Below are 10280 nucleotides of genomic sequence, written 5' to 3' on the forward strand. Positions count from 1 at the left end.
AACAGCTTGGAAACAAGGAGCGATTTACCCAGCCGCGGCGGACAGCAGACGATCAGGCGATTGAGCTGGCCATCAGCCACCCGTTGCAGCAGAGCAATCAATCGCTCGGCCCAGGTGTGGAAGGCGTAGCCGGGATAGGCGGCCCCGATGAAGTCCCGAAAGCTCTGCTGGTCCTGCTGCTGGGCTTGGCTGCGGTTGGGATCGAGAACATCCAGCAGGCCCCAGTCAGCCCAGAGGTCGGTGGCTGGATCGAGCAGCAGGCCAGCCATCAGAGCCTGCCCCCGGGCACCGATTCAGGTGGCTTGAGTGGTGCCCGCAGCAGGCCGCCGATCTCAGCGATGACCCGGAAGGCGCCCACAGCAGCGTTGAACTGCTCGGCCTCCATGGCCCGGCGGGCGCATTCGTTCAAGGCAAAGATCTGCTCGGCCTGGTGGCGGCGGCGGTCGGTGAGCAGCTCCTGCACCATCCGCTGACGCGCCAGGGCCAGGTATTTGCTGATCGTCTTGATGTTGCTGATTCCCCAGTTCTGGGCTGCTTTTTCCCTGATCACTGCCAAAGGCAGCCGCTGGGCGATCCACAGCTGGGCCTCGGCTATGCGCGTCTCCACCTCCATATGGCTGGCGCGGGGTTTATGGCTCTGGCTGCGGCGGCCCCTTGGCGGATTGCCCTTGCCCACCGGCCGGCTGGGATCCACAGCTGGCCAGCGCGGCTGACCATCGGCGTCCTGCTGGGGCGCCGCCTGGCGCAGCTCATCGAGCAACTCCAGATCAGCATCCAGCGCATCCGCCATGCCCTGAGCGGTGATGCCAGCAGTAGAGGCTGGGTGGCTCACTGCAACCCCTCCCGCAGGATCAACCGCAAATAGGCGGCCCACTGCTCAGGTGTAAGCACCACCCGCCAGGTGCCGCCACGGAAGCGCACCAAGGTTGCGGCGAATGGTGCACCGGCATGGTCCGCCTGCCGAGAGGCCTCAGCTGGCTTGATGCGTGCGGCAGCAGCGACATTGGCCCAGCTGGCTACCTGGATCACGTGACCCGGCACGCCGTCGAGGTCGCCGGTGTCACCGCCAGCACTGGTGGTGCGGCCAGCGCCCAGCTTGCGGCGCACCGTCAGGGCCAGGAGAGCGCTGAGCAGTTCGGCCGCTTCTCGCTCGGCCCCATCCCCCTTGCGCTTATGGGGATTGGCCATCGCTCAACCCCGCGCCGCCTTGATGGTCCAGAACGCCTTGCCGTGCTTCTCGCTGGCGGCACCGGTGGCAACAGCAAGCCGCTGGGCCTCCTTGAGCGCCTGCTCCTGCTGCACGAGCGGCTCGGGGTAGGCGTAGCTGGTGCGCCCGGCGGACCAGGAGAAGCTGCAGCCGTTGTGAGAGAAGACGGCATCAAGTTCGCCGGTTTCCAAAGCACCGCTGAGCTGCTCCAGCAGCGGGGAGAGCTCGGTCTCGATGCTTTTTTGCTGCAGCTTGAGGACGGTGATGCGATCGAGCAGCGCATCGAGCGCGGCGCCGGCCAGGGGAGCAGAGCTGGTGGTGCTGGCAGGCATCAACCGTTCCAACTGGGAGAAGAGAGTGAGCAGACAAACTGCTTCTGTCAAAATATAGCGGCTCGATAGTCCGAATAAACAAGTTCGGATAGTGCCTCACCAGGGCCGCATGCTGCTCACATAGCCCGTCCAGGCCGCTGCCCAGGCCGCCAGGCATTCCTCGCGGGAATACAGCGGCGAGAAACGGGTCTCCCCGGGCCGGGCCCAGATCGTCTGGCCGGCGTCGTAGTGCACCCCCCAGGTTGCCTCCAGGGCCATGTAGCCGCCCAGCTGGGCGCGGGTGCAGTAGCTGCTGGAGTTGGGCGCCGAAAGCGTTTTGAGGTCGGCAAGTACTCGCAGGCCGCTGGCGTGCTGGATGTAGCCGGTGTCGTAGGTGCCCGCCAGGTTGCGGATCAGGCAGCAGCTGGGCCGTTCAGAAGCGATCACCGTCACCTGCCGCCAGTGGGGGTGGGCCAGCAGGGGCTCGATCCAGTCCCTGTAATCGCCAGCGCGCAGATGCTGCAGAAGCTCGCTTGCCTGCTGGCGCTGCTGGAGCATGGGGTGAAAGCGGTTATGCAGCAGGGCCTCCAGCGCCAGGTGCACGGTGTGGCCGCGCGGCTCCCAGAGGTGGCGGGTGGCCTCGATGCGGGCCAGCGCCCAGTCGCTCTTGGCTGAGCCGATAACGCCAGTGATCGACACCGCGAACAGGTGCTCCCCCAGCCAGTAGCGGTGCTCAGGGTCGGTGCGCCGCAGGCCTGGGATCGGCGCCAACCAGCTGTTCGCCTCGATCTGGCGATCGAAGACACGCGCGGTGGTTGTCAACGTCATCACCAGAACCTCACATGAAGCACTAAAAACTTGTGATTCTTTAGAACCCGTTGCGGCGCAGAGGATCTGAGAGGGTGTTGGACGGGTAAAACTTTGTGATTCTTGCGAAACCCCTGCGGCGCAGCGGTTTCACAAGTTTCTAAGTTGTTTCCCCCCGCCGCGCAGCGTGAGAACGCCTGCGCTGGAGGGGGTTTCAAAGTTTCCGAAGTTTCCAGTCCTCTTTTGCACTGAAGAGATAGGGCAACAGCACCGCTGAGGAGCGGGGAGGCCCCCAAAGAATCACAAGTTTCCAGGTTGTTTCCGGCTGCCATGAAGCGCTGGAATCCCTGCCCTAGAAGGGCTCCACAAGAATCCGAAGTTTCCATCCCTAGAGTTCGAACTCACGTGCCAGCCATTGCGCACCGGCTGCGCTGAGGCAATAGCGCAGGTAGTAGCTCTGACTGCCGGTGGATACGCGGGTGGTTGTCACCAGGCCGTCGAGCTTCCCGAGAAACCGACCAAGGGTCTTGTATGAGCTCAGGGCCTCTCCATCGAGATCTCTCATCAGCCGAGCCTCCGCCGGCGCCAGGTCAATTGCTTGCAGCAGCTCCAGCAGGCCCACCCCAGCAAGGCCATTGGCGTGGAGAACCTGGAGATAACGCAGGGCCTCTTTCTGCTTCTCGCTGGCCTTGCGCACCCGCTGGGCGGCGCGATCGAGATCGCTCTCCTGCTCCTGCTGCTCCTGGAGATCGTCGTAGGTGCCGAGCCTTGAGAAGGTTCCGGTGTTGCCGTCAATCGCCACCACCAGATCGACGGGTGGGCCAGAGCGGGCCTCGCGCACCAGGCGGCGCTGGGGTGAATCCTTGATTAGGCGGTTGCCCTTGACCAGGTAATGCAGGGTGAGGATCGTGTTGGCCGCCCCGGCGATGGCGTTATGGCCAGAGAGGGCCTCGGTGCCGGTGGTGTCGTTGGCCTTGTTGCAGTGGTGAATCAGCAGCAGCGTGCCGCCGGCATCGATGATCTGGTGCTTGAGGTCGTAGATCAAGGAGCCCATCTCCGGATCGTTCTCGCCAAAGCAGCAGCTGCGGGTGATCGAGCGCAGCGAATCGAGGATCACCACCGCGCCGGGGTGGGCGGCCAGGCAGACCAGCAGGGCATCGAGGTTGGCCTCGGTGACGCGGAAGCGGCGTGACCAGAGCAGCAGCGGGTGATCCCAGATCCCCAGCTGCTGCTGCATCTGGGCGGTATCGCCATCACCTTGGTCGTCGGTCACCAAGATCACCGGCCGCGGTTCCTCCGGCGCCCCGAAACCGAGAAAGTCCTCGGCGCAGAGCAGGCAGCGGGCTAGTGAGTGCACCAGCCTGGTCTTGCCCACCTTGGCGCGGCCACCCACGATCGTTAGATCCTGCTTTGGGATACAGCCGGGGATCTCCCACTGCACCACCGGTGGGGGCATCGCAGAGCGTTCATCTTGTGTGAAGGCGCGGAAGCGGTTGCCGTTACGCAGGTCGAGGGCCTCGAGGGTGAGCTGGCCGATCTCCTGCAACCGCAGGGCTGTCTTTAGTTCCAGCGCGGCATGGCACTCCCGCACCCGATCCGAGCGGCGCAGGCTGTTGCGCTCACGCCCCACAAGGGAGCGGATGCAGTACTCCAAGGCGTTGAGGCGCCGATTGATCGGCAGGTGCACCTTTCCCCAGCGCACCTGGGTGTCGGCTCTGGGGGAGAAGCGCTGCTGGCCAGTGCCAGAGCCAGATCCCTTGGTGCCCCTGGCGTTACTGCTGCTGGTGCGGTCGCTGCTCCTGCCACCGGGATGGCGGCCGCCGGTTTCGCCCTGGACCCGCTGGCTACCGGAAGCTTGCGATCCAGGTGGCCTGGGGCTGTGCTTGCTGGCGTTGCGGCAAGACTGCGGCGGTAGCCAGCCGTGCTGGCGGGCGTGGAACCAGAAGGTGGCGGCGCTGATCTGCTCGCCACCGGAGCTGGCCACCTGGCGGATGTCCCAGCCGCAGCTGGCCGAGGGACTGTGGGCCTCCATCAGGGCCATCGCCAGCTCGCGGTCATGGCCAGCCTGCTCGCAGGCCTCGATCAGACCCCAGAGGATGTTGCGGTAGTCGGCATAGGTGTTGCTGCCAGCCACGCGCCGGGGGATGGCGGCCAGGGCGGCTCGGATCTCCTCCAGCGGGCGGGGCGGCCCGAAGGCCTCGTTGCCCAGTTCGGGCAGCGGGATGCCGGTGGCCGAATCCGGGCCTTGATGCTCCAGGCGGATTCCTGGTTGCGGCGCGGGCTCTGCCGCTAGTTCGGCGAACTCATCGGGCAGCAGCGCCAGGGCGATGTCCTCCGGCGCGTAGCGCTGGCCGCTGACATGCACCAGCTGCACTGGCGCCACGGCCTGGCCGCCGGCATCGATGTACCAGCAGCCCGGCAAACGCATCACCCTTGAGGCGTCCTTGCAGTGAGGGTCACCGCCGGCGTAAGCGATCAGCTCCGCCTGCAGCGGCGCCCATTCCTGCGGTGGGATGGGCTGCTCCAGCAGCCAGTAGCAGTGCGCCGACTTGCCGCCGCTGAGCACGATCAGCGAGGGCTCCGGCAGCCCCAGCTCCCGCCAGGCGTTCAGCTGCCAGGCGATCGGCCGGTCGTCCCACTCCACGAAGAACGCCTGGCAGGCCGTGATCTCGCTCTTGCGGTCACCGCCGTCGTTGATCACCAGGTAGACGCCGCGCCCTTCCCGCTGCCACTGCTCCGCCAGTTCCAGATCAAAAGGGCCTTTGCGGGCGCCGATCTGCCCCTTGGCAGGGTTGGCGCGGTGGGGAAAGGCGCGTAGCCGGGCGCTGGCAGGGTTCTTGCCCAGCAGCGAAAGGAACTGCTGGGCGGCTCCGTGGTCGATGCAGGCCTGCGTTGGGGCGGCTGATTCAGCGCTGGGCATGGAGCCCCGAGCGCTTACGGGGCTTGCTGGTGAGCTGGTCGCGTTCCATCGCCTCGGCCACGATCAGCCGAATCACCGAGGAGCGCGAAAGCAGGCCGCCGCGGGTGAGCTGGTCCAACCAGGCCTGCTGCTCAAGCGTGAACTGCACGGAGAGCGGGGTCATCATCGGAGCCATAGAGCCTCGGCATATCGAATCATCCTATTTAGCCTGGCACAGGCTCGCTAGAGCGAATCAAAAAGCAAAAGGAGGCTGGGCTGCCGCCATGGCAAGGACTTAGGGCAATTGATCTGCCGCTGTTGACTCGCTGCTGCGCCGCCGAAATCAAACTTGCCCTGCTGGCCTTGCTGGCTCGCGAGGCCTTCCTAGCTAGGCGCAGCTGGCAGGAGATCTGGTGGGGGCGCCTGCACCTCGATCTGGCCAGCGGCTGGCAGTTGGCCATTGGAATTGAGCGCGACCAGCTCGGTGTCTTGCTGTGGGCACTTGCTCCCGATGGCCGTGATTGGGTCTACGGCTGTCAGCGGGACGACTGGAGCCTGGGGCCAGACAGCCGCATTGTCGAGCCGCTGGAGCTACTGACAGCAGCGCAACGCCTGGAGCTAGAAGGCTTGCTGCGTCAGGCCTGCTGCTGGCCGCCGCCCCTGGCCTCAAGCGATTGGCTGCTCCCGCCCGAAGGTCGCCTGTGCTCGCACCGGCAACGTAGGCAGAGGAGACAGCCAGGCCAGGTTCATGCCAGTCCATTTCGGCAACATTGAGATGTGCATCCGGATCCACACCCCTTGTCTTAGCCTCTCGCTAATGGCCAGATTTCAGCCTTGATGCCGTCTGAGTACCGGTACATCGAAGCCAAGCAGCTCGAAGCCGGTCAGCAGTTCGGGCGAATGCTGCGGCGCTGGCGGGAGCTGAACCACTGGACCCAGTACACGGCGTACAAGTGGGCCAAGGAGGCCGGCTTTGAAATGATGGCCCCGAGCACGCTCAGCGTGTTTGAGAACGGCAAGGCGCCCAAGCCCCGGCCAGAGAGCTTCTTTGCTCTCGCCGAGGTCAATCGGCGCCTGGCGGCTAAGGATTTCAACGGTGTGCGCACCGGCGACCTCAAGGAGCTGATCAGCCAGGCCGAGCCGCTGCTGGATGACGCAGGGCTGGTGTGGGGGCCGGCCGAGTTTTGGAGCTGCCATCTGGGTCTGCTGCGCGTGCCGAGCGCATACCAGACGCCGGAGCTGCCGGCCCAGCCTGAGCTCGATGGGGCAGAAGCCCAACGCTTGAGCGAGCAGTGGCGAGCCCAGCTGGTGCAGATCGCTAAGCAGAACGGCATAGGCGTAATGGATGCCCTCAGCTCGGCAGCTAAGGCGGCGCCGGCCAAGCAGCGGCAGACCTTCCAGGCCGTGCTGGCGGGGTTTGAGAGCTATGCGCCGGAGCAGCTGAAGGGGCTGTGGGACGGTGAGGCGTGGCTGCCGCAGCGCTGGCTCCAGACCTGGGCAAGCAAGGCGAGCGCCAGCTGAACCGTTCAAAACCATGCGAATTCGGCATAACCGATAGACCCGTGTTCTGAGATACAAATTCGGATTAGCGAGTCAGTAATATCTCGTGCAAGCGGGCGCCGGTCCCGCAGTGCCTTCGATGACCACCACCCAAAGCGGGCGGATGGAGCCGACGCCAGGTCCCACAACCGCCCTTGATTTCAACCACGCCCTGCTGCAGAGCCGGGATCAGGCCCGTGCCCAGTGGGCCGGGTGCCTGGCCCAGTTCCAGGCCCAGATGCTCGCTATCCAGGAGCCTTCTCTGCACGAGGTCGTACTGGCCGCAGCGCCTGCCTTTGCCCTGGGCTTCTCATTTAGTGCCCAGAAGCTGATTCAGGAGGATCAGCAGCTGTTGCGGGTGACCCTGCGCCATCGCGGCGGGGCCGAGGAATTCAGCGAAGCGCTTGCGCCCGTGGAGGGGAGTCAGGCCTGGCAGGCACTGACCGCCTCGTTGCTGGTGGGGCTGCTGGGCATTCCTGTGACCACCCTTGTTCAGGCTAACGAGCCTGAATTGCAAAAAACTGCGCTTTTTGACAACAGCAGCTCTGCTGGCGCTCCTCCCGCAACAGAGCTGCCGCAGAGCGCCGATGACGAGTGGTCCAATCCGCTGGAAGCGCAGCCCATAGCGCTGGATCGGGGCCTGGAGCCCCTGACGCAGGAGGAGGTTGCCACCTTGCACAAGTTCCTAGCGGCGATGCCGCCAGAGGTCCGCAAGCGCTTCACGATCGAGTTCCGCCATCACTTTCAGGTGCCCAAGGAGGCGCGGACGATCAAGGACCGCATCACCCAGCAGCGCCACAAGGCCTTCATCGACGTGTTCGAGCGCGAGCTGGCGGGGGTGACGCGATGAGCGTCTGTCGCCGCGCCTATGCCAAGCCCCAGCCGCGGGTGCAGCACGGCCGCCACACCCTGTGCGTCTGCGTGCACAGCGATATCTACCGGCAAGTGCAGCAGCTGGCGACCGAACACCAGCTGAGCCTCTCTGGCGCCGCCCATCACCTGCTGCGGCTGGGGGCTGGCCTGGAGCCCCTGCTGCCCCTGTCTTCTTCCCCGTTCACCCTTTCAAGCAACTCCGATGGCGATTGAACTCAACGACGGCAGCCGCAACGCGGCGCCGGTGATTCGGCAGCAACGCCTCGCTGAGGTGGCTTATCTGGCGATCGTGCGCCCCGAGCAGCGCGACCGGCTGCGCAAGAACCAAACCAGCGGGGCGATGGAGCCGATCCCCAACGGCAGCGACCGTCAGGGCCGGCCCAAGGTGAAGCAGGAGATGGTCGTCCATGCGATCGCCATGCCGGGCACAACGATGGAGGCCCGCATCGGTGACGAGGGCGGCGTGCCGGCAGCGGGCGATCGGGTGCGGTTGATCCTCAAGGCCAAGGGATTTGGCGAGTGGATCGAGGCACGGCGCCAGCACCGTCGCGGCCGGCTGAATGTGGGTGATGTGCTGACGCTGGAGACCCGTTGGGCGCAGCAGTACGACCAGGACGGCAATCCCAAGGGCCCCAAGATCGAAGACCAGGCATCCGCCGATGCGGTGCCCCGCAACGTCACGATCGGCTTTTACGGCCCGCTGAGCATCCGCGAGGGCACAGATCCAGCCTGGATAGAAGCAGCCGAGCAGGCCTACCACTCCGATGAGGCGGCAGCCCGTCAGCAGCAGTCGATCCCCCTGGCCGATGGCGACGACTACGGCGATGAGTTCGCCGATGAGGAGGTGCCCTTCTGATGGCCCACCACACCAACATCCGTCTCAGCGCAAGGGGAAGCAGCCCCCAGCTGCCAGCCTTCTGCCGCAGCCGCCGGACGATCACCACCAACGTGCGGGTGAGCAGCCTGCAGCAGCTGCAGTGGTTGCTGTGGCTGCTGCTGGCCCTGCAACTGGGCACGATCCTGCTGCTGCTCAGCGGCCCGGTGCCAGCTCCCCGGAGACCGCAGGCAGGAGCACCCCTCGCCACCACTGGCGCAGCTGGCGCCACTGTCCTCTCGCCTTCTCAGCTATGAGCAGCACTACCGCTCTGGTGCCCTACTCCTTTGAGGGGCACCGCATTCGGGTGAGCACCGATGAGCACGGTGAGGCCTGGTTCGCCGCCGCTGATGTCGCAGCAGCCCTTGGCCAGCAGCCGATCGCCAGGGGGCTGGCCAACCTGCGGGAGGAGGAGCACTGCCTCTATTCCCAGGAAGGCCCCGGCAGCGAGGGCTGCACTCTGGCCCTGATCAGTGAAGGCGGCCTGCTGAGGCTTCTGCTGCTGGGCAAAAGCCAGACGGCCTGGCGAATGCGGCGCTGGCTCACCCATGAGCTGCTGCCCGCCCTGCGACCCCACCAGGTCAAACCAAGGGCCCACTTGTCAGGCCCTGCTGGGGGAAAGCCCCAGACCGTGCAGGCGGTGTTGCGGCTTGCCGAGGAGATCATCGAGCTCACCGGCGTCGGGTACTCCGATGCGCTCCTCGCTGCCATTGAAGACATCGAGGCCAGCACCGGCCTCCACCTAGCCCCACTGCAACAGATCCTTTGCGACAGCCACTCTGCAGACTCAGCTCATCGGCCCGCTCAGCCGATTGGTAAGCCAGTCGAGGCACGCCTGGATGCAGAGCAACTGGCCGAGCGGCTGGGCCACACGATCAGGGATATCAACGTCCGGTTAGCGGCCTGCGGCCTGCAGGTGCGCAATGACCTTGATGACTGGCAGCTCACCGCAGTCGGCTGCGACTGGGGTATTGCCCTGCCGCGCTGCAGCCGCGGCGAGCACCGGCAGCAGATCGTCTGGGATCCCGCGGTGATGACCGTGCTGCGGAATGAGTTGCCATGAATACGCACATCCTGCTGTCCCGTTCCAGCAACGGCACATCCATCTCTCGGCGGACCAGAGATGGCTATGTCAATGACACAGCCATCCGCAGGGCCAACGGCAAGCAATGGCCGAAGCGCCGGGAAAGCGACCGCTGCCAGAGCTATCTCGATGCTTTAGCTGCAACCTCCGGAGTTCGGATGTTTGACCTGGTCGAGTCCCGCCAGATCAAGAGCTATCGCCACTTCTTGCTGGCCGACACCCTCAAGCGCTACCGCGCCCAGGTGGCAGGGGGCTGATGGAAACCCAAGTAACGACAACTCGCCAGCGGGTCTGGGTCACGACGGCAGATGCCTGCGCAGCCCTGGGGATGAGCCGCGAAACCCTCCGCCAGTTGCGGTTGCGAGGGGTGCTCACCCCTGGCAAGCACTACAGGCGTTGGGGCTGCACCCAGGGCCGGGGACCGCTGCAGTGGCACCTGGAGAACGTGGAGTCCACCATCACTGGGTGGAGCCGGCGGCATCTGCAGCACTGAAAACCACAAACCGGACGTAGAGTCATGTCTCTACGGGCGGCCGGGAACGGCCCAAGGCGTTCCTTGACACAGTCCAAGCCCCAAGGTCGTTCAGCTGACGCCAGCCAGCACTTCCCGCAGGCGATCCGCCGCTGGGGGAACAGCCTGGCGGTGAGGCTCCCGTCCGATTGCTTGCGTCAGGCCGGGCTGCAGG

General features: G+C 65.4%; 15 protein-coding genes and 1 pseudogene. 9 read left to right on the forward strand and 7 right to left on the reverse strand.

All coding sequences use genetic code 11. The features are described 5' to 3' along the window. The 7 genes and pseudogenes from KBZ07_RS10915 to KBZ07_RS10945 all read right to left on the reverse strand — a co-directional run. Window positions 1–269, reverse strand: a pseudogene (locus KBZ07_RS10915) (terminase); the annotation flags it as partial. After that, the gene (locus tag KBZ07_RS10920) at window positions 269–832 is read right to left on the reverse strand and encodes a hypothetical protein (RefSeq protein ID WP_254931637.1); all 564 of its coding nucleotides are present in this window, start codon (window positions 830–832) and stop codon (window positions 269–271) included. The gene KBZ07_RS10920 and the pseudogene KBZ07_RS10915, both read right to left, overlap by 1 nt. Next, window positions 829–1188, reverse strand: a complete 360-nt coding sequence (locus tag KBZ07_RS10925) for a hypothetical protein (RefSeq protein WP_254931638.1) — start codon at window positions 1186–1188, stop codon at window positions 829–831. Before KBZ07_RS10925 ends, KBZ07_RS10920 begins: the two co-directional genes overlap by 4 nt. Before the next feature lie 3 nt (window positions 1189–1191). Next, entirely contained in the window at window positions 1192–1539 is a 348-nt protein-coding gene (locus KBZ07_RS10930; RefSeq protein ID WP_254931639.1) for a hypothetical protein, read from the reverse strand. A gap of 96 nt (window positions 1540–1635) precedes the next feature. Beyond that, a complete protein-coding gene (locus KBZ07_RS10935) occupies window positions 1636–2346 on the reverse strand; it encodes a hypothetical protein (RefSeq protein ID WP_254931640.1) in 711 nt (236 codons plus the stop codon). A gap of 367 nt (window positions 2347–2713) precedes the next feature. Beyond that, a complete protein-coding gene (locus tag KBZ07_RS10940; RefSeq protein WP_254931641.1) occupies window positions 2714–5245 on the reverse strand; it encodes an AAA family ATPase in 2532 nt (843 codons plus the stop codon). Beyond that, window positions 5232–5420, reverse strand: coding sequence for a hypothetical protein (locus KBZ07_RS10945; protein WP_254931642.1), 189 nt, complete (start codon window positions 5418–5420; stop codon window positions 5232–5234). The genes KBZ07_RS10940 and KBZ07_RS10945 overlap by 14 nt, the downstream gene beginning before the upstream one ends. 122 nt (window positions 5421–5542) lie before the next feature. On the opposite strand from KBZ07_RS10945, the gene KBZ07_RS10950 reads away from it, so the two are divergent. The 9 genes from KBZ07_RS10950 to KBZ07_RS10990 all read left to right on the forward strand — a co-directional run bounded on the left by KBZ07_RS10950 (window position 5543) and on the right by KBZ07_RS10990 (window position 10087). Further along, on the forward strand, window positions 5543–5998 hold the full coding sequence (locus tag KBZ07_RS10950; protein ID WP_254931643.1) for a hypothetical protein: 456 nt from the start codon (window positions 5543–5545) through the stop codon (window positions 5996–5998). A gap of 63 nt (window positions 5999–6061) precedes the next feature. Beyond that, on the forward strand, window positions 6062–6745 hold the full coding sequence (locus KBZ07_RS10955) for a helix-turn-helix transcriptional regulator (RefSeq protein WP_254931644.1): 684 nt from the start codon (window positions 6062–6064) through the stop codon (window positions 6743–6745). A 118-nt stretch (window positions 6746–6863) separates the two neighbouring features. Further along, the gene (locus tag KBZ07_RS10960) at window positions 6864–7613 is read left to right on the forward strand and encodes a hypothetical protein (RefSeq protein ID WP_254931645.1); all 750 of its coding nucleotides are present in this window, start codon (window positions 6864–6866) and stop codon (window positions 7611–7613) included. Further along, window positions 7610–7849, forward strand: a complete 240-nt coding sequence (locus KBZ07_RS10965; protein WP_254931646.1) for a hypothetical protein — start codon at window positions 7610–7612, stop codon at window positions 7847–7849. The genes KBZ07_RS10960 and KBZ07_RS10965 overlap by 4 nt, the downstream gene beginning before the upstream one ends. Beyond that, window positions 7839–8492, forward strand: coding sequence for a hypothetical protein (locus KBZ07_RS10970; RefSeq protein ID WP_254931647.1), 654 nt, complete (start codon window positions 7839–7841; stop codon window positions 8490–8492). The genes KBZ07_RS10965 and KBZ07_RS10970 overlap by 11 nt, the downstream gene beginning before the upstream one ends. Then, complete coding sequence (locus KBZ07_RS10975; protein ID WP_254931648.1) at window positions 8492–8767, forward strand: hypothetical protein; 276 nt, start codon at window positions 8492–8494, stop codon at window positions 8765–8767. Before KBZ07_RS10970 ends, KBZ07_RS10975 begins: the two co-directional genes overlap by 1 nt. Further along, window positions 8764–9573 (forward strand): BRO family protein, encoded by an 810-nt coding sequence (locus KBZ07_RS10980; RefSeq protein ID WP_254931649.1) that lies wholly within the window; start codon window positions 8764–8766, stop codon window positions 9571–9573. The genes KBZ07_RS10975 and KBZ07_RS10980 overlap by 4 nt, the downstream gene beginning before the upstream one ends. Further along, window positions 9570–9851: a hypothetical protein gene (locus tag KBZ07_RS10985; protein WP_254931650.1), complete on the forward strand. Its 282-nt coding sequence runs from the start codon at window positions 9570–9572 to the stop codon at window positions 9849–9851. Before KBZ07_RS10980 ends, KBZ07_RS10985 begins: the two co-directional genes overlap by 4 nt. Further along, window positions 9851–10087 carry a helix-turn-helix domain-containing protein gene (locus tag KBZ07_RS10990; RefSeq protein ID WP_254931651.1) on the forward strand — a complete coding sequence of 79 codons (237 nt, stop codon included), beginning with the start codon at window positions 9851–9853 and terminating at the stop codon, window positions 10085–10087. Before KBZ07_RS10985 ends, KBZ07_RS10990 begins: the two co-directional genes overlap by 1 nt. The last annotated feature ends 193 nt before the right edge of the window (window positions 10088–10280 follow it).

Source organism: Cyanobium sp. BA20m-14 (assembly GCF_024346295.1).

What these genes read in the sequence shown, in the direction of transcription:
- KBZ07_RS10925 (WP_254931638.1), bottom strand. Translation starts at nt 1,188, where the DNA reads ATGGCCAATCCCCATAAGCGCAAGGGGGATGGGGCCGAGCGAGAAGCG.
- KBZ07_RS10990 (WP_254931651.1), top strand. Translation starts at nt 9,851, where the DNA reads ATGGAAACCCAAGTAACGACAACTCGCCAGCGGGTCTGGGTCACGACG.
- KBZ07_RS10935 (WP_254931640.1), bottom strand. Translation starts at nt 2,346, where the DNA reads ATGACGTTGACAACCACCGCGCGTGTCTTCGATCGCCAGATCGAGGCG.
- KBZ07_RS10975 (WP_254931648.1), top strand. Translation starts at nt 8,492, where the DNA reads ATGGCCCACCACACCAACATCCGTCTCAGCGCAAGGGGAAGCAGCCCC.
- KBZ07_RS10955 (WP_254931644.1), top strand. Translation starts at nt 6,062, where the DNA reads ATGCCGTCTGAGTACCGGTACATCGAAGCCAAGCAGCTCGAAGCCGGT.
- KBZ07_RS10940 (WP_254931641.1), bottom strand. Translation starts at nt 5,245, where the DNA reads ATGCCCAGCGCTGAATCAGCCGCCCCAACGCAGGCCTGCATCGACCAC.
- KBZ07_RS10965 (WP_254931646.1), top strand. Translation starts at nt 7,610, where the DNA reads ATGAGCGTCTGTCGCCGCGCCTATGCCAAGCCCCAGCCGCGGGTGCAG.
- KBZ07_RS10970 (WP_254931647.1), top strand. Translation starts at nt 7,839, where the DNA reads ATGGCGATTGAACTCAACGACGGCAGCCGCAACGCGGCGCCGGTGATT.
- KBZ07_RS10930 (WP_254931639.1), bottom strand. Translation starts at nt 1,539, where the DNA reads ATGCCTGCCAGCACCACCAGCTCTGCTCCCCTGGCCGGCGCCGCGCTC.
- KBZ07_RS10945 (WP_254931642.1), bottom strand. Translation starts at nt 5,420, where the DNA reads ATGGCTCCGATGATGACCCCGCTCTCCGTGCAGTTCACGCTTGAGCAG.
- KBZ07_RS10960 (WP_254931645.1), top strand. Translation starts at nt 6,864, where the DNA reads ATGACCACCACCCAAAGCGGGCGGATGGAGCCGACGCCAGGTCCCACA.
- KBZ07_RS10980 (WP_254931649.1), top strand. Translation starts at nt 8,764, where the DNA reads ATGAGCAGCACTACCGCTCTGGTGCCCTACTCCTTTGAGGGGCACCGC.
- KBZ07_RS10985 (WP_254931650.1), top strand. Translation starts at nt 9,570, where the DNA reads ATGAATACGCACATCCTGCTGTCCCGTTCCAGCAACGGCACATCCATC.